Source organism: Serratia sp. AR11, from assembly GCF_056376275.1.
In genome coordinates, this window is the sequence record NZ_CM150739.1 from 2,330,441 (window position 1) to 2,347,357 (window position 16,917).

Sequence of the window (16,917 nt, forward strand, 5' to 3'; positions counted from 1 at the left end):
GCAGTCAATGACGTATTTCTCCTCGGAAAATCACCGTGCAGGGCAGTTGTCCACCCAACCAATAAGCCAGTTCAGCCGGTCGCGACAGCGGCCAGTGTATAAAGTCGGCCACCTTGCCGGTTTCCAGCGTGCCGTGGCTCGCCTGCAGGCCCAGCGCTTTCGCCGCGTGGGTCGTTACGCCTGCCAGAGCTTCTTCCGGTGTCAGACGGAACAGCGTACAGGCCATGTTGATCATCAGGCGCAGCGACAGTGCCGGAGAGGTGCCAGGGTTGGCGTCGCTGGCAATCGCCATCGCCACGTTGTGTTTACGGAATAAATCAACCGGTGGGCATTGGGTTTCGCGCAGCAGGTAGTAAGCGCCCGGCAACAGCACCGCAACGGTACCGGCGTCGCCCATCGCCCGGGCATCCTGTTCGGTGGCATATTCAAGGTGATCGGCGGAAAGCGCATGGTGCTGCGCCGCCAATTCGCTGCCTCCCAGCGCGGAAAGCTGTTCTGCATGCAGTTTCACCGGTAGTCCGGCGGCTTCTGCGGCGGCAAACACCCGCGCCACCTGGGCCGGTGAGAACGCCAGATGTTCACAAAAGGCGTCAACCGCATCAGCCAGCCCGGCGGCGGCGGCCTGAGGAATAATGGTGTTGCACACCAAATCGATATAGTCGTCGGCACGGTTGGCATATTCCGGCGGCAGGGCGTGTGCCGCCAGGCAGGTGGTTTTCACCTCTACCGGCAGCAGTTCGCCCAGTCGACGCGCCACGCGCAGCATTTTCATTTCACTTTCCGGCGTCAGTCCATAACCGGATTTGATCTCCACGCAGGTCACGCCTTCCGCCAGCAGAGGGCGTAGTCGGAACAGAGCCTGTTCCAGTAACCGTTCTTCGTCGGCATCGCGGGTGGCCTTGACCGTGGAAATGATGCCGCCGCCTTGAGCGGCGATCTCGGCATAGCTCACGCCGTTCAGGCGCTGTTCGAACTCTGCGCTGCGGTTGCCGCCGAACACCAGGTGGGTGTGGCAATCGATAAAGCCCGGCGTGATGATGCCGCCGTCGAATTTTACCCTTTCATCTGCGGTCAGCGTCGCCGGCAGCGCGTCATATTCGCCCAGCCAGACAATTTTGCCGTCACGAGTGGCGATCGCGCCGTTGCTGAGGGTGTGATACTTGCCGTCGCGCATAGTGACGATATCGGCCCCGTACCACAGGCTGTCGCAGTGAATCTCAGAAGTCATGGCTTTTCTCCGCCGGAGCCTTGGCTCCCACATGGTTGTATATACAATTAAAAACAACCTAGCGCATTCATTGAGTTGTCACAAGAGGCGGGATAAAAATTTGTTATCGGGATGTGATCGTTGTGGAAGGACGGGTGCCAAAGCAGCACCCGCCGGGGTCAGACTTCGCTGGTGAAACGGCCAAACAGTTGATAGCGGCTGCCGGGGTACAGCAGGCGCGCCGAGGTCACGACGGTTTTGCCGGACCAGGTGCGGCGATGGATCAGCAGGCCGGGTTCGTGGTCCTCCAGTTGCAGCAGTTCGCGTTCCTGATGGGTTGGTACCACGGCTTCCACGATGTGCTCGCCTGCGGTCAGCGGGGCGGCCTGCGTCAGGTAGATATAAGGCGTGACGCGATCGAAATCCTGCAGCATGTAGTCGGGGGCGATCAGAGGATTGACGCAGCGGTCTTCCACCTGCACCGGCAGGTCGTTTTCATAATGCACGATTTGCGAATAGAACAGCTGCTGGCCGGGTTGAATGCCTAGTGCCAGCGCTTCTTCTTCACTGGCCGGACGGGCCTTTAGCTGCAGGATCTTGCTGCTGTGGCGGTGGCCACGGGCGGCGATTTCGTCGGCGATGTTATGCACTTCCAGCAGGGCGGTGTGCGCTTTGGCTTCGGCGACAAAGGTCCCCACGCCCTGCATGCGGATCAGGAAACCTTCGGTGGTCAGTTCGCGCAGCGCACGGTTGATGGTCATGCGACTGACGCCAAGCTCGGCCACCAGTTCACTTTCCGAGGGGACGCGTTGGTGCGGTAACCAGTGGCCGGCACGGATTTGGTTTACGATCGCCTGCTTGACCCGTTGATAGATCGGGGCGGGGGTATCGCTCATGGCAGCAGCCAGTTGCAGCACGGTCTGTTGATCAACCAAGACGTTAACCTCGTCAAATAAAAAAATAATAACACCAGTTTACTGTTGGTGTCGGCGTATGTATATGTATATACAACTAAGGGCCGGTTCGCCACAGCAATGCGATGGGCCAGTGCATTTTTCGGATGCGCGATTATCGCGCGTTATTAGTCTTTACACTAACAGTGGAATTCTGCCATGCCTGCTTATTTTGCCTCACGCGCTCTGCTTCCTGAAGGCTGGGCGCATAACGTTCGGTTGGACGTTAATGCGCAAGGTCACCTGACCCAGGTGACTGCCGATGCCGATCCTGAGGGCTGCACCCGACTGCACGGCGACGTAGTGCCGGGTATGCCAAATCTTCATTCTCATGCCTTTCAGCGTGCGATGGCCGGGTTGGCGGAGGTGGCGGGCAATCCGCAGGACAGTTTCTGGACCTGGCGCGATCTGATGTACCGCCTGGTACAGCGGTTGACGCCGGAGCAGGTCGAGGTCATTGCACGCCAACTGTATATCGAAATGCTGAAAGGCGGATACACCCAGGTGGCAGAGTTCCACTATCTGCATCATGGTGCCGACGGCAATCCTTATGCCGATCGTGGCGAAATGACCGGTCGGCTCAGTCAGGCGGCAGCGCAGGCCGGGATCGGTATGACGCTGTTACCGGTGCTGTACAGCTACGCCGGGTTCGGCGGCCAGCCCGCCCAGCCGGGGCAAAGACGTTTTATTCAGGATGCGGAGGGCTATCTGGAACAGCAGCAGGTGATCGCACGGCAGTTGGCTGATCAGCCCCTGCAGAACCAGGGCTTGTGTTTCCACTCGCTGCGTGCGGTGGAACTGGGCCAGATGCAGCAGATCCTGGCGGCTTCGGACAGCATGCTGCCGGTGCATATCCATATCGCCGAGCAGCAAAAAGAGGTCAACGACTGCCTGGCCTGGAGCGGTCGTCGTCCGGTGGCCTGGTTGTATGAGCACCTGCCGGTGGATAGCCGCTGGTGTCTGGTGCACGCTACCCACCTTGATCGCGACGAGCTCGAGCAGTTGGCGCGCAGCAAGGCGGTGGCGGGCCTGTGCCTGACCACCGAAGCCAATCTGGGCGACGGTATTTTCCCCGGTGACGCCTATCTGCAACATCAGGGCCATTGGGGCATAGGTTCCGACAGCCATGTATCGCTCAACGTGGTAGAGGAGCTGCGCTGGTTCGAATACGGCCAGCGTCTGCGTGACCAGCGGCGCAACCGCCTGACCACGCCGGAGCAGCCTGCGGTGGCTGACGTGCTTTACCAGCAGGCCCTGCAGGGTGGGGCACAGGCCTGTGGTGCACCGATCGGTCGTTTGCAAAGCGGCTACCGTGCCGACTGGCTGGTGCTGGACGGTGACGATCCTTACCTGGCCGCCGCACCGGATACCTCCATTCTGAATCGCTGGTTGTTTGCCGGGGGTAAAGAACAAATTCGCGACGTCTTTGTTGGCGGTCGTCAGGTGATCGACCAGGGGCGTCACGCGTTACAGCAACAGAGCAGCACGGAGTTCTTGCAGGTGCTGAAAACCTTCCAGCAGGAGGCATGATGAGTCTGACGCGTTTTGATTTTGCTGCACTTCCGGTCACGCCGTGGCGCAATGGCGGCGGGGAAACCCGCGAGATTGCCTGCTGGCCGCCGGGGGCTCAGGACTTTGACTGGCGCGCCAGTATCGCCACCATCGCGCAGGACGGCCCGTTTTCGGCGTTCAACGGCATAGATCGCTCTATCACGCTGTTGGAAGGTGACGGTGTCCACCTGTTCAGCGAAGGGCAGATTGATCATCACCTGTCACAGGTCGGCGAGCCGTTCTCTTTCTCTGGCGATGTGGCACTGCAGGCGACCTTGCTGGGGGGCAGCAGTCAGGATTTCAATATCATGACCCGGCGTGGGCGCTGGGCTGCCAGGGTGCAACGCGTAACAGCGGCGACCAGGTTACCGGCGCAACATGCGGCCGTGTTGTACGTGTTGCAGGGCAATTGGGTGCTGAGTGACGGTGTCACTTTAGCGGTGCGTGAAGGGGGCTGGTGGGCGGCAGGTGAGCACTCCGGTTCACTGACGCCGCTGGTGGAGGATAGCGTTATTCTGTGGGCCGACATCACACCCGGCTAAAGTGGGCTAGAGTCCGGCGCTAAGTTGTGGGATCATCTGGTTTTCTATCCGACACAGAGAAGGGCGCATGGCCTCGCTGAAAGACGTTGCCAAACTTGCCGGGGTATCGTTAATGACGGTATCCCGCGCCATCAACGAGCCCGATAAGCTGCGGCCGGACACCTACCAACGCGTTAAGCTGGCAATTGACCAACTCGATTACGTGCCCGATCTCGCGGCGCGGCGTATTCGCGGTGACAGCAGCCGGGTGCAAACCCTCGGCGTGCTGGCGCTGGATACCGCGACCACCCCTTTCTCGGTTGACATGATCCTGTCGATTGAAAAAACCGCGCGTGAACACGGCTGGAACAGTTTTGTCGTCAACCTGTTCGCCGATGACAGCGCGGAGCACACCATCGATTTGCTGCTGGCGCATCGGCCGGATGGGGTGATCTTCACCACCATGGGGCTGCGCCAGGTGAGTCTGCCTGCCAAATTGCTGGATAAAAAACTGGTGCTGGCCAATTGCGTCTGCCCGGAACATGCGGTTGCCAGCTACATCCCCGATGATGAGCAGGGGCAGTACGATGCTATGCGTACACTGATCGCCAAAGGGTATCGTGCGCCGCTGTGCATTCACCTGCCGGAAAATACCCTGGCGGCCGGGTTGCGCCGTCGTGGGCTGGAGCGAGCCTGGCGTGAGGCCGGTGGCGACGTTGAGCAGTTGCGGCAATATCATCTTGATCTGACCGACGGCGACGAGCACTACCGCGACAGCGTGGAACTGCTGCAACGGCATTTCTCGCCGGGGCAGCGCGATTGCGATGTGGTGGTGTGCGGCAACGATCGGGTGGCGTTTATGGTCTACCAGGTGCTGTTGGCACAGGGCTGGAAAATCCCCCAGCAGGTCGGGGTGCTGGGCTATGACAATATGGTCGGCATTGGTCAACTGTTCCTGCCGCCGCTGACCACGGTACAACTGCCGCACTACGAACTGGGCCGCCAGGCGGCGCTGCACCTGATTAATCAGTTGGATCACCGGGAGACGCGAAAAGTGGCTTGCCCGCTGCTGCTGCGCGAATCACTTTAATCAATCAGGGCGCGCTATATGTGCCTTGTCAGATTCTAAGTTGCCTTTAAGGCTGAGATACCCGGGCCTAGCGCACCGAGGGGCCATTATGGGACACATCCATGTGTCCCACCCTACGGGCCGACTGGAAGTCGTTCCAATTTGCTCCCGGCAAATTGGTCGGCGGACAAGCCGCTACGACCCCATCGGCACGCTCTCCCTAATAGCGGACATTCCCAATAGCCTGTAAAAAAAGGTCAGTCCCAGATACTCTCCAGCTCCCAGCCCTGTGATGCAGCAAACTGCGCCTGTCCGCCTTCGGCAAACAGGCTAACGCCGCGCTGACCGTCGGCCGGGTAGATGCGGCTGGTCAGACAGGCCACACCCTGATTGACGAACACCTCCAGCGATGAACGATCAATAAAGACTCGCAACGACAGTTCGTCCCCCTCCGGTAGGGGAACGCTGCGACAACCGCACAGCCCTGGCTCCTCACTAAACCGCTCTAACACCAGGCGATGGGCCTGATTGTCGACGTACAGCCTTGCCGCTTTGCCGATAGTGATGCCATAGCGCTCGGCATTGCTGTTGGCCAGGTTCAGCGTCAGCGCCAATTCTTGCACTTCGCCGTCCAGAGCTTGCCGTTGGTTGCTCAATGTGACCGCAGCAAACGAATGTTGCTGACCGCGCAACGCCGTCAGCTCCCGCGCCGGGTTCATCAGTACATTGCCATCGGTTGTCAGCGTCAATTCACGCGGCAGGGTCAGTGCACCGGCCCAGCCGTGCGCTTTACTCGGCATCGGAGATTCCCACATGTCCATCCAGGCAAACAGCATGCGACGGCCATCGGCGGCGGTGAAGCTTTGCGGCGCATAGAAATCGTGCCCGCTGTCCAGCTCACAGAAGGGCTGTGTGACGCCAAAATCCTCACCCGGCTGCCAGTGGCCGAGCAAATAGCCGCTCTGGAAGCGGTTGCGATTCCGGTAACCCTGGGCCGCCAGCCCCTGTGGTGAAAACAACAGCACCTGTTTTTCGCCCAGCGGGAAGAAGTCCGGGCACTCCCACATAAAGCCCTGACTCAGCGTCTGCGCTCCGCTCAGCACGCGGTCAAACTGCCAGTTGCGCAGGTCGCTGGAGTGATAAAGGCGCGCCTGTCCCAGCCCGTTCTCTTTGGCACCGACCACCATCCACCAGCAGTCACCGGCGCGCCAGACTTTCGGATCGCGAAAGTGTTGAATGCCTTCCGGCGGCAACAGCACCGGCCCGTGTTTAACAAAATGGATCCCATCCTCGCTGGTGGCCAGGCACTGAACCTCGCGCACCTGATCGTCATCGCCTGCTTTACCCAGCCAGACGTGGCCGGTATAGAGCAGCGTCAGTACGCCGTTATCATCTACTGCGCAGCCGGAGAAACAGCCGTCCTTGTCATAGTCGTCGCCGGGGGCCAGTGCGATCGGCTGGTGCTGCCAGTGCGCCAGATCCCGGCTGGTGGCATGGCCCCAGTGCATCGGCCCCCAGTTCTGGTCGTAAGGGTGGTGCTGGTAGAAAGCGTGATAAACGCCGTTAATACACACCAGGCCGTTGGGATCGTTGATCCAGCCGGCGGCCGGGGCCAGATGAAAGCGCGGGTAGTAGAGATCCTGACGCTGAGCGCGCAGGGCTTCGACCGCATGATCGGCTTGAGCTAAGGCATTTTTCATTGGGTTGGCTCACTTGATTTTAACGTGGATTGAAATTGAGGTGCACTGGCGACGGTCTCGCCGCGCAGCAGGAAGCAGGAAATCAGCGTGGTTCCAGCCACCGCGCAACCCATCAGCAAATAGGTGTCGGCAAAGCCGATGCGGTCGTAACCATAACCGGCCAGCGGTGCCAGAAAACCGGCGACGATTTGGCTGATAAACTGGAAGCCCACCAGGTACAGCGTGGAGGACAGGCGGCTGTCGAAACGGGTGGTGATGTACTTGAACATCGCCACCAGCAGGATTGGCAATTCTACGGCGTGCAGCAGTTTCATGGCGGAAATCATCAGGGCGCCGCTGGCAAAGCCGGAACCGACCATGCGCAGCGCCATCACGCTGCTGGCCAGCAACAGGCTTTGTTTTATGCCAATGCGGTTAACCAGCAGCGGGGCCAGGAACATGCCTCCGGCCTCCAGAAACACCTGCAGCGAATTAAGGAAACCGTACATGCGGTTGCCTTCTTCGTGGGTGGGGAACTGCGAGGCGAAATACACCGGGAACTGCTGGTCAAACACGCCGTAGATGCTGGTACCCAGCACAAACACCACCAGCGCCCAGAACCCCGGCAGGCGCAGCAGGGCCAGTGCGTCCTGCAGCTTCAGGTTTTCCGGCTTGCCGTATTCCAGACCGGCCATGGCGTTGGGTTTCAGCTCACGCACTTGCCACAGCAACAGCAGAAACACTGCCGCCGAGGCCGAGGCGATCCAGAAGTTGATATTGGGGTCGATATTGTAGTTAAAGCCGGCAAAGAAGGTGGCGCTGGCCCAGCCCAACGACCCCCACATGCGCGCCCGGCCGAATTCGAAACCGACGATGCGGCTGACTCGTTCGGTATAGGATTCCAGCGCGCCAATACCGGCATTGAACGCCAGGCTGACAAACACGCCGCCCACCAGTGCGCCGATCACCAGGTTGCTCTGCAGCAGCGGGGCGTAGACATAGATAAAGAACGGGCCGGTGAGCAACAGCAGCACGCCGACAAACAGCAGCAGGTGCTTACGCAGCCCAAGCTTGTCCTGAATAAAGCCGTACAGCGGTTGGGCACACAACGCCATGATCGACATTGCCGCGAAGATCAGCCCGGTTTCAGTCCCTTTCAGGCCGATTTTCTGGTTCAGCCAGATTGAGATCAGTGAAAAGCTGGATGACCAGGTAAAGAAGAAGAAAAACAACAGGCCGCTGAGAAGCACATAATATTTTTTTGTTTCGCGGTTCATGTGGAATGCCCTGATGGATGAAATTGGCACTATTGTTAACGTTAACTTTAAACCAGATAAAGCCATCAAAGTAAGGGATTGCGATGTTAATCACAAAAGTTAACGTTAACATTTTGCGAATGTGATCGAAATCACCGAAGGGGAACCAGGGCGCGCTGGGCGCCCCAAAGGGATCAAGATTCGTTAAGTGAACGCAGATGATCGTCGCGGCGCAGGGTCATCAGCGCGAACAGGCTGACCACTGAGGTGGCTACCACGTAGTAGGCCGGGATATCGAGGTTGCCGGTCTGCTTGATAAGCCCGGTGATAATTAGCCCAGCGGAGCCTGAGAACACCGCATTGGACAGCGAGTAGGCCAGCCCCAAACCGGTATAACGAACCTGGGTGGGGAACATTTCTGCCAGCATCGCCGGGCCGGGGCCGGCCAGCAAGCCGACCACCGCACCGGCAATCATCACCGCGATGCCTTTGGTCAGCAGTGAACTTTGCGGGTCCTGCAACAGGTGCAGCAGCGGGAAGGTAAACAGGATAACCGCCACCACGGCCGTCAGCATCACCGTTTTGCGTCCCAGCTTATCGCTAAGGATACCGGCGGGCAAAATGGTCAGCGCGAAGCCGATGTTGGCCAGCACCGTGGCCACCAGTGCCTGCTGGAAGGTGGCGTGCAGCGAGGTTTGCAGATAGGAGGGCATGACGACCAAAAAGGTGTAACCGGCGGCGGACCAGCCCATCATGCGGCCAATGCCCAGGGCAATGGTTTTTGCTACGCCGCTCAGTTTTACCGCCGGTGGCTGCGTCGTCGAGCTACGGGTTTGCTGCGCCTGGGTAAAGGTCGGCGTTTCCTGCAGTTTCAACCGTAGCCACAATGCCACCGCGCCCATCGGCAGTGCCAGCAGGAAGGGAATGCGCCAGCCCCAGTCGTGCAGCTGTTCCGGCGTCAATAACGCGGCCAACAGCGCCACCAACCCGGCACCGGCCAGCAGCCCGAACGCAACGGTCAGCGATTGCCAGGCACCGAACAGGCCGCGCTTGCCCTTGGGCGCGAACTCGGTCATCAGCGACACTGCGCCGCCGAACTCACCGCCGGCGAACAGCCCCTGGAACATGCGCAACAGGGTCAGCAGCAGCGGGGCGGCGACGCCAATAGAGGCATAGGTGGGCATCACGCCGATCAGCGCCGTGGCTACCGTCATCAGCAGCAATACCGCAATCAGCGTCGGTCGGCGACCAATGCGATCGCCGATGCGGCCGAAAATCACCGCACCGATCGGCCGACAGAAAAAGGCCAGTGCAAAAGCGGCGTAGGTGAGGATCAGGCTGGTGATTTCGCTTTCGCCCTGCAGGCTGAAAAAGTTGGCGGCGATCACGGTGGCGAGAAAACCGTAAACGCCAAATTCATACCACTCGATAAAGTTGCCGACCGATCCGGCCAGTAATGCCTGCCGCGACTGACGTGCGTCAATCACCGTCGTTGGTGTGCTCATCCCCATTCCCCGGTATTTGAATTATTGTTACTCCGTTCTAAATTCTTATGGCAAAACAATCAATTATTTTCAGCGGGAACTGTGAGGGGGGCTTTAGCTTCAGTGATCTGGTCTAACCCTCTCCCAAAGGAGAGGGGACAATATCGCCAGCATTTGGGGGAATTACCGGCCGTACTGGCGCAGCACCTGTTCTGCGGCGGCGAAATCGGGTGCCAGTGGACGATCGGTTTCGACAAACGGCACCTGTTGGCGTAGCGCCGTGTAAAGGGCCGCTGTCGGTGCGGAGAGCGTAAAACCGTTGTGCCGCTGCTGGCGCAGATCCACCGCCTGGGCGTCGTGCACCAGCAAGATCCCCAGCAGTTGATAAGCGTTATCCACCTGCTGCTGAACGCGCTCGACGACCGATGGGGCGTTAGTGGCAATATCTTCGATATCGCCGGCCACAGGGAAGTAATCGAGCGACACCGGCATCGCCAGCTCTTTATTGCGCATAGCCAGCTGCATCACCGGTTTTTCCATCGCACCAAAGGCATGAACGGTGTGATCGGTGCCAAGGAATCGGGTCAGGCCGGTAAACGCCGGATTATTCAGTTTGACCACCTGTTGGGCGCTGGCCAGCGAGTTGTGCGCCAGTGCCAGTCCCAACTGCTCGAAGGCCAGCACCCAGGGCAGTGGCTCAAAATTGGCGCTCGGCAGCACTGCACCCTGAAGGTTGCCTTCACTGACGTAGCCGACGGCTTCCTGTGGCCGCTGTGATGGCGGCGTGACCCCCAGCGCCACGCCAGGGTTATCGTCGGAGCTGTTCAACTGTACCAGCAACTGGTCATAGGCCAATTGATAGCTGCGCTTCAGTTCCGCTAACAAATAGACGCCGGAGCGAAAGCTGAGCGGATCCTGCAACGGGCGACTGTCGTCATGCTGCCACAGGCTGGAGCCGACCAGCAGTTCGCGCAGGTTTTTCCCCATTGTCGCGACTTCGGGATAGGGCCGCAGTGCCAGGGTATTGGCCAGAAACGGCGATACGTTGCCGTTCAGTGCCTGCAGGCTAAGCGCGTAGGTCAGGGTATTAACCTGCATCAGGTGGGCCAATGAATCCAGTGCCAGCGCGCCATTGGCCGCGGAATAGGCATTGGAACTGAGGATAGCCAGAGCGTCTTTGGCGTAAGGCGTGATGGCCGCTGTTTGGCTGGTTTGCAGTGCTGCCCTGGCGGCCATTTTATTGCCTTTGTAATACACTTCGCCTTCGCCGAGCATCGCCAGCCCCACATGGCTGATCACCGTGATATCGCCTTCACCCACTGAACCACCCGCCGGGATCACCGGAGTAATGCCTTTGTTGAGGAAGGTGACATAGGCGTCGACAATCGCCGGTTGAACGCCGCCGCCACCGCTCAGCAGGCCATTGAGCCGGGTGACCAGGGTAGCTCGTGCCACGCGGATGCTCATGGGTTCACCAATACCGCCGGAGTGGGCATGCAGCAGGCCGACGTTGAATTTTTTCGACGCCTCTATAACTTCCTGCGTCAGCTTGCCATGTACGTCGACCATAGGCCGGTCTTTATTTAATCCGACACCGACCGTCAGGCCGTAGATTTTCAAGCCATTTTGCGCTGCTTCGATCAATACTTGATGTGACAATGTCACGCGCTTAATGGCGGCAGGGGCGACGGCCACCGCTTCGCCATCGGCGACGCTGGCGATCATCTGTGGGGTAATCGAGTGGCCGTCGAGCGTGACGGTGGCCAATCCAAGCTGGCTGTAACCGAACGTCAGCACGGCAAGCAGCGATAAGGCGAATTTTCCTGGCATGATAAATGAACCCTTGTTATTGATTATTATGATGTTGTGATAACGCTGTGTTCAGGGCTGCCGCACCGGGTGACGGGCGATAAAATACAGGGTGATCAAGGCCAGCAGGCTGGCAATCATCACGTACCAGGCCGGTGCAAAACGGGTACCGGTATTCTGGGTCAGCCAGGTGAGGATCGCCGGGGCAAAGCCACCGAACACCGTCACCGCCAGGTTATAGGACACTGACATGCCGCTGGCTCGCACCTGGGTGGGGAAAAGTTCAGACAACGCCGCAGGTGCCACGCCGACGAACAGCGACACCAGCATGCAAAAGAGGGTCTGCACCAGGATCAGCATCGCGGTGGTGTGGTAAGCATCGAGCAACAGCAACAATGGGTAGCTGGCGACCAGCAGCAACAGCGCTCCGGCCCGCAAGATTTTCAGAGTGCCAATACGGTCCGACCAGGTCCCGGCCGCCACGCAGCCCACCACCATAAAGCAGTTGCCGACAAGCGCTGCCAAAAACGCCTGGTGGCTTTCAAAGTGCATCACTCGTTGAACATAGATCGGCATATAAATAATCAGCGCATAAATGCTTACCGCCCACAAGATTGACAGCCCGGTGCCGAGCAGCACCGCACGGCGGTGGGTACGGAACAGCAGCAATAACGGCATTTCCGGCGTGTGTGGCTCCCGCTTTTGTCGTGCCTGTTCTTCAGCAAACAGTGGCGTTTCTTCCAGCGTTTTACGCATCCACAGGCCAATCGGCGCGATTGACAGGCCAATGATAAATGGGATGCGCCAGCCCCAGTCACCGATCTGTTCATGGCTGAGCGTCAGCGTGACCGCCGTTGCCACAAGAGCGCCGAGGATATTGGAGATGCCCATGCTGGCCTGCAGCCATGAAGCGTATTGGCCTTTCTGATGCGCCGGGGCGTGCTCGATCAAAAATGCCGCTGCGCCACCCACTTCGCCCCCGGCGGAAAAGCCTTGCAGTACCCGGCCACACAGGATCAGCAGCGGCGCACCGATGCCGATAGCGCTGTACGGCGGCGCAAAGGCAATGATGGCGGTGCCGACCGCCATGGTCATGATGGTGAGCGTCAGAGCTGCCTTACGGCCGACCCGGTCACCATAAGCGCCGATCACCAAAGCGCCGAGCGGGCGAATAACAAAACCGAGACCGAAGGCCAGGAAGGCCTCAAACAGTTGGGTACCCGCATCGTGCTGATGGAAGAAGTTTTGCGCTATATACACCGCGAAAAAGGCATACACCGAGAAGTCGTACCATTCCAGCGCGTTGCCGACAGAGGCGGCGGCAATCGCTTTGCGGCCGCTGTTTTTACGTGGCGTGACGGCGGAATCGGCGACCAGCAGAGGGGCGATGGGCGGAACCGTGCTTTTATTCATCATTATTCTCCGCGAGGCAGTGATATATAGGGCAAGGACTTGTCAGCGATCTCGTCCAGAGACTCCTGATAACCGGCATCGGCGTAACGCATCACGCCGATGCTGGTGTCGTTGGTCATCGACAGTTGCAAGCGTTGTGCCGCCGCCTCACTGCCGTCGGCGATAGTGGTGACGCCGGAACTGGTCATGTAACCGCTATAACCGCCGCCGCCGGAGTGGATCGCCACCAAATCGGCCATTGAGGCGCAGTTGACCAGCGCGTTGAGCAGCGGCCAGTCGGCGATCGCATCGGAGCCATCCTTCATTTTTTCGGTCATGATATTCGGGTGGGTCATCGCCCCGGCGTCGAGGTGATCGCGGGTAAAGGCTATCGGGCCGGACAGGCGGCCGTCTGCCACCATGCGGTTGACCTCCAGTGCCAGCTCGGTGCGTTCACCGTGGCCGAGCCAGGCAATACGCGCCGGTAAGCCTTCAAACGGCACATGCTGACGCGCCAGGGTGATCCAGTTGCTGACGATGCGGTTGTCGGCAAAGCGCTCGAGCAAGTAGTCATCGATGACGCCAATATCGTTGCTGTTATTGGACAGGGCGATCCAGCGGAACGGGCCGATGGCGCGGCAGAACAGCGGTCGCAGGAAGGCCTCGGTAAAAATGGGAATTTCGAATGCGCGCTCAACGCCGCCCTGATGGGCGTGAGTGCGGATCAAATTGCCGTTGTCGAACACTACCGCCCCATGGTCCATAAAACCGAGCATTGCCTGTACATGCTGAACGATAGAGCGGCGACTCGCGTCCATAAGCGCATTGATGTCTTCCTCGCGCTGCCGGGTTACTTGCTCAAGGTTGTAACCGGCGGGGACGTAGCCGTACACCAGGTCATGCGCCGCGGTCTGGTCGGTAACGATATCCGGGATCACGCCACGCGCCAGGATTGCCGGGTAGACTTCGGCGGCATTGCCCAGCAACGCGACCGAAAGGGCTTCCTTACGCTGTTGAGCGGCGGCGATCATCGCCAGGGCCTGATCGAGATCGGCCGCCTGGTGCTGCAAAAATCCGTTTTTGAGCCGTTTGTCGATGCTGGCCTGATTGACCTCGATGGTCAGAATTGCCGCGTTGGCCAGGGTGCCTGCCAGCGGCTGAGCGCCGCCCATGCCACCCAGACCGGCGGTAAGGATAAATCGCCCGCACAGATCGTTGTCGAAATGCCGTTCGGCGATGCGCGAGAAAATTTCATAGGTGCCCTGGATCACCCCCTGTGAACCGATATATTGCCAGTCTCCGGCGGTCAGGCCGCCCCAGCAGATCAGATTTTCCTTTTCCCAGCGGTAGAAGTTTTCCGCCTTCGCCCATTGGCCGACCATATTGCAGTTGGCCATGATCACCAGCGGGGCGTTGGCGTGGGTTTGCAGCAGGCCAATCGGTTTGCCGGACTGCACCAGCAAGGTCTGGTCTTCGCGCATGGTTTTTAACGCGTGAACGATGGCATCGTGTGACGGCCAGTCGCGCGCCGCACGGCCCAGCGCGGCGTACACCACCAGTTCATCCGGGTTTTCACCGACCGCCAGCACGTTTTCCAGCAGGCGCAGCAGCGCCTCTTGCCGCCAGCCAAGGCAGCGCAGCGTGCTGCCAGAGGTCACTGCAAAGGTTCTTTTCATGCGGCATCTCCTGCTGGCAGGTAACTGCGCAAATCGATACCCAGGGTTTTCTCCACCGGGGGATAGACCGCCGGATCGGTGACCGACGACGAGAGGGGGAACTGCGAGTGATGCATATGGAAAATCACCACTTCCATGCCTGGCTTCAGTTGCCCGGCGCTGATTGGATTACCGGCAGTGTCGAGTGTGGTGATCACGTCCGGGTAGCTGGCGATACGCCCACCGTGCGCATCTTCCACCGCCATGTGTTCGTTCATGATATGGATGCGGCGCAGGTCATTACCCCGACCGAGGGTCACAATGCCGACGTCAAACGCCTCCTCGGTATAACGCAGGCTGTTGGCTGTGACCACGCCACTGCCAATAATCCGGCCACCGGTATGACGGCAGATGGCATCAACCACGCCGTTGCCCCGCGCCGCCAGAATGCTTTCGCCCAATGAGATCGCCTGGCTGATACCCCCCACTGCCGCGTGTTGACGTACATAAGCGGCCGAGATCGGGTTACGGCAACTGGCGATAAAGCCGCCGGACATGTCGGCCGCCTTGCGCAGCACCGGTGACACTTTGGCCGTAGCGCCTTTTACCACCAGCTCGATATAGGCATTATTGGCGCGGTTACCGCCGACGGCGGCCTGGATCATCGGCTGCGGGCTGGAAGCCAGGCCAATGGAGCCCATATCACCGGTCGGATGGGCACGTAGATCGCCGACCGCATCGACCACCTTGCAACCGAGCACTGCGGCAGGCAGCCAGCCGTTGAGAGTGCTGGACATACCGTTCTGGCCAACTATCAGCCCGGCGATTGGGGCGCCCAGTTCTTGCTGCACCAGTTGCACCGCCTTGACGTAGTCGACGCCGAGCATCTGCCAGTCGGTCAAACCGCCGGGAGCCCCAATTGCAGCTGCGGTGGCTACCCAGGCGTCATCGGCCAATTCGTCTAGGCTGACCAGCTCCGGGCGACCTATGGTCACCGCCAGTCGTCCCAGTTCCAGGCCGTGGGCCACCCAACCGCCGCCGCCGCAGGCAAATACCGAACCGCCTTTTACCGCGGCCTCCACATCATTAAGTGTTAAAACACGCCCCATGGTCTGTGCTCCTGAAAGTATCGGTGAGATTGCGCTTGAATGAATAATCTGTGAATAGTTGCGCTACCGGAATTCGATACTAGGGGGCGGTCAGGCAAAATGTCGCATTACTTTTTATCACCTGCATATAACAAAATGTTAACCCATTTGGTGGGTGAATGAATTCAATCACCATCACGCTGGATAGCGGCGTAACAGAGAGGGGCAAAACCGCTTAGCGCGACCAGTGGATCTGCACCGACTCCAGGGTGGCGATAAACGCCTGGGCAAGGCGTGACAGGGGTTCGTACATACCATGCACGATGCTGATGGGGGTTTTGGCGGTGGGTTCTATCGGCCGGAAAACTACTTTGGTCCATACCGGGCCGTTGGCGGTGATTTCGTCGATCAGCGCGATGCCCACACCGGCCTGCACCAGAGCACAGGCTACGTGGATCTGCTGTACCTCGACGGTAGGGCGCAGGATCATATCGGCGTCATCCAGCAGCTTGCGCACCAGTTGACCAATCGGGATCTCGCTGCCATAGCCGATAAAGGGTTGGTCGATCAAATCCTCGATGCTAATCACGTTTTTGGCGGTCAGTGGGTGAGTGGCAGGCAGCGCCACCACCAGCCGGTTTTCGTATAGCTGGCGCGAATGCACATTCGGATGACCTTCATGCAGAAAGGCCACCCCCAGCTCGACCTGCTGCGTCAGTACCGCCTGCAGCAACACGTCCGGGATCATGGTGTGCAAAATTACCCGCGCCTCGGGCAACTGTGCGTGGAACCTGGCGATGGCGCTGGGGATCAGGCCCTGGCCCAGGCTTGGGCTGCAGGCGATGCGCAGGTGGCCCATACGGTTTTGGATCAAATCTTCGGCCACTTCGTTAACCCGCTGCACCCCCTGATACACCGAGTTGACCTCGACAAACAGATGGCGCGCCTCGGGCGTTGGGTACAGCCGCCCCTTGATACGTTCAAACAAAGTCAGGCCTAACCGTTGCTCGGTATAGGCGATCAACCTTGATACCGCGGGCTGCGACACATGCAATAGTTTGGCGGCGCCACTGATGGAACCGGTCAGCATGATGGCGCGGAACACTTCGATTTGCTTGAGGTTTAAACGCACGCGCCCTCCACAATGGTTAACATTTTGTTATGCATGAGTGATAAACAAGCATAAGACAGAATAGATAGCCTCACCCTACACTGGCCTTGGTATCGGCACAACTGGCCGATTGAAAAGCTGA

General features: G+C 59.3%; 13 protein-coding genes. 3 read left to right on the forward strand and 10 right to left on the reverse strand.

The annotated features are described in order from the left end of the window. Nucleotides 1–4: 4 nt before the first annotated feature. The gene (gene hutI, locus ACSOSI_RS11075) at nucleotides 5–1,228 is read right to left on the reverse strand and encodes an imidazolonepropionase (RefSeq protein WP_476707066.1); all 1,224 of its coding nucleotides are present in this window, start codon (nucleotides 1,226–1,228) and stop codon (nucleotides 5–7) included. Between the two features lie 158 nt (nucleotides 1,229–1,386). Next, a complete protein-coding gene (gene hutC / locus ACSOSI_RS11080; protein ID WP_012006500.1) occupies nucleotides 1,387–2,142 on the reverse strand; it encodes a histidine utilization repressor in 756 nt (251 codons plus the stop codon). A 177-nt stretch (nucleotides 2,143–2,319) separates the two neighbouring features. Between hutC and ACSOSI_RS11085 the strand changes: the two genes are divergently transcribed. The 3 genes from ACSOSI_RS11085 to ACSOSI_RS11095 all read left to right on the forward strand — a co-directional run bounded on the left by ACSOSI_RS11085 (nucleotide 2,320) and on the right by ACSOSI_RS11095 (nucleotide 5,322). Beyond that, a complete protein-coding gene (locus ACSOSI_RS11085) occupies nucleotides 2,320–3,690 on the forward strand; it encodes a formimidoylglutamate deiminase (RefSeq protein WP_476707067.1) in 1,371 nt (456 codons plus the stop codon). Next, nucleotides 3,690–4,253: a HutD/Ves family protein gene (locus tag ACSOSI_RS11090; protein ID WP_476707267.1), complete on the forward strand. Its 564-nt coding sequence runs from the start codon at nucleotides 3,690–3,692 to the stop codon at nucleotides 4,251–4,253. The genes ACSOSI_RS11085 and ACSOSI_RS11090 overlap by 1 nt, the downstream gene beginning before the upstream one ends. A gap of 67 nt (nucleotides 4,254–4,320) precedes the next feature. Beyond that, entirely contained in the window at nucleotides 4,321–5,322 is a 1,002-nt protein-coding gene (locus ACSOSI_RS11095; RefSeq protein ID WP_115184820.1) for a LacI family DNA-binding transcriptional regulator, read from the forward strand. Nucleotides 5,323–5,558: 236 nt separating this feature from the next. On the opposite strand, the gene ACSOSI_RS11100 is transcribed toward ACSOSI_RS11095, so the two are convergent. The 8 genes from ACSOSI_RS11100 to ACSOSI_RS11135 form a co-directional block, all read right to left on the reverse strand. Then, nucleotides 5,559–7,001 carry a glycoside hydrolase family 32 protein gene (locus tag ACSOSI_RS11100; RefSeq protein WP_476707068.1) on the reverse strand — a complete coding sequence of 481 codons (1,443 nt, stop codon included), beginning with the start codon at nucleotides 6,999–7,001 and terminating at the stop codon, nucleotides 5,559–5,561. Further along, nucleotides 6,998–8,257 (reverse strand): MFS transporter, encoded by a 1,260-nt coding sequence (locus ACSOSI_RS11105; protein WP_017892587.1) that lies wholly within the window; start codon nucleotides 8,255–8,257, stop codon nucleotides 6,998–7,000. Before ACSOSI_RS11105 ends, ACSOSI_RS11100 begins: the two co-directional genes overlap by 4 nt. Nucleotides 8,258–8,430: 173 nt before the next feature. Continuing rightward, entirely contained in the window at nucleotides 8,431–9,741 is a 1,311-nt protein-coding gene (locus ACSOSI_RS11110) for an MFS transporter (RefSeq protein ID WP_012006506.1), read from the reverse strand. 162 nt (nucleotides 9,742–9,903) lie between these two features. Next, the gene (locus ACSOSI_RS11115) at nucleotides 9,904–11,550 is read right to left on the reverse strand and encodes an HAL/PAL/TAL family ammonia-lyase (RefSeq protein ID WP_476707069.1); all 1,647 of its coding nucleotides are present in this window, start codon (nucleotides 11,548–11,550) and stop codon (nucleotides 9,904–9,906) included. A 51-nt stretch (nucleotides 11,551–11,601) separates the two neighbouring features. Beyond that, nucleotides 11,602–12,945: an MFS transporter gene (locus ACSOSI_RS11120; protein WP_476707070.1), complete on the reverse strand. Its 1,344-nt coding sequence runs from the start codon at nucleotides 12,943–12,945 to the stop codon at nucleotides 11,602–11,604. Then, nucleotides 12,945–14,597, reverse strand: coding sequence for a urocanate hydratase (locus ACSOSI_RS11125; protein ID WP_476707071.1), 1,653 nt, complete (start codon nucleotides 14,595–14,597; stop codon nucleotides 12,945–12,947). The genes ACSOSI_RS11120 and ACSOSI_RS11125 overlap by 1 nt, the downstream gene beginning before the upstream one ends. After that, complete coding sequence (locus tag ACSOSI_RS11130; RefSeq protein ID WP_476707072.1) at nucleotides 14,594–15,685, reverse strand: DUF917 domain-containing protein; 1,092 nt, start codon at nucleotides 15,683–15,685, stop codon at nucleotides 14,594–14,596. The genes ACSOSI_RS11125 and ACSOSI_RS11130 overlap by 4 nt, the downstream gene beginning before the upstream one ends. Before the next feature lie 214 nt (nucleotides 15,686–15,899). After that, a complete protein-coding gene (locus tag ACSOSI_RS11135) occupies nucleotides 15,900–16,796 on the reverse strand; it encodes a LysR family transcriptional regulator (protein ID WP_476707073.1) in 897 nt (298 codons plus the stop codon). Between the last annotated feature and the right edge of the window lie 121 nt (nucleotides 16,797–16,917).

Coding starts and splice junctions, on each gene's coding strand:
- hutI (WP_476707066.1), bottom strand. CDS start 1,228: ATGACTTCTGAGATTCACTGCGACAGCCTGTGGTACGGGGCCGATATC.
- ACSOSI_RS11085 (WP_476707067.1), top strand. CDS start 2,320: ATGCCTGCTTATTTTGCCTCACGCGCTCTGCTTCCTGAAGGCTGGGCG.
- ACSOSI_RS11090 (WP_476707267.1), top strand. CDS start 3,690: ATGAGTCTGACGCGTTTTGATTTTGCTGCACTTCCGGTCACGCCGTGG.
- ACSOSI_RS11095 (WP_115184820.1), top strand. CDS start 4,321: ATGGCCTCGCTGAAAGACGTTGCCAAACTTGCCGGGGTATCGTTAATG.
- ACSOSI_RS11100 (WP_476707068.1), bottom strand. CDS start 7,001: ATGAAAAATGCCTTAGCTCAAGCCGATCATGCGGTCGAAGCCCTGCGC.
- ACSOSI_RS11105 (WP_017892587.1), bottom strand. CDS start 8,257: ATGAACCGCGAAACAAAAAAATATTATGTGCTTCTCAGCGGCCTGTTG.
- ACSOSI_RS11110 (WP_012006506.1), bottom strand. CDS start 9,741: ATGAGCACACCAACGACGGTGATTGACGCACGTCAGTCGCGGCAGGCA.
- ACSOSI_RS11115 (WP_476707069.1), bottom strand. CDS start 11,550: ATGCCAGGAAAATTCGCCTTATCGCTGCTTGCCGTGCTGACGTTCGGT.
- ACSOSI_RS11120 (WP_476707070.1), bottom strand. CDS start 12,945: ATGATGAATAAAAGCACGGTTCCGCCCATCGCCCCTCTGCTGGTCGCC.
- ACSOSI_RS11125 (WP_476707071.1), bottom strand. CDS start 14,597: ATGAAAAGAACCTTTGCAGTGACCTCTGGCAGCACGCTGCGCTGCCTT.
- ACSOSI_RS11130 (WP_476707072.1), bottom strand. CDS start 15,685: ATGGGGCGTGTTTTAACACTTAATGATGTGGAGGCCGCGGTAAAAGGC.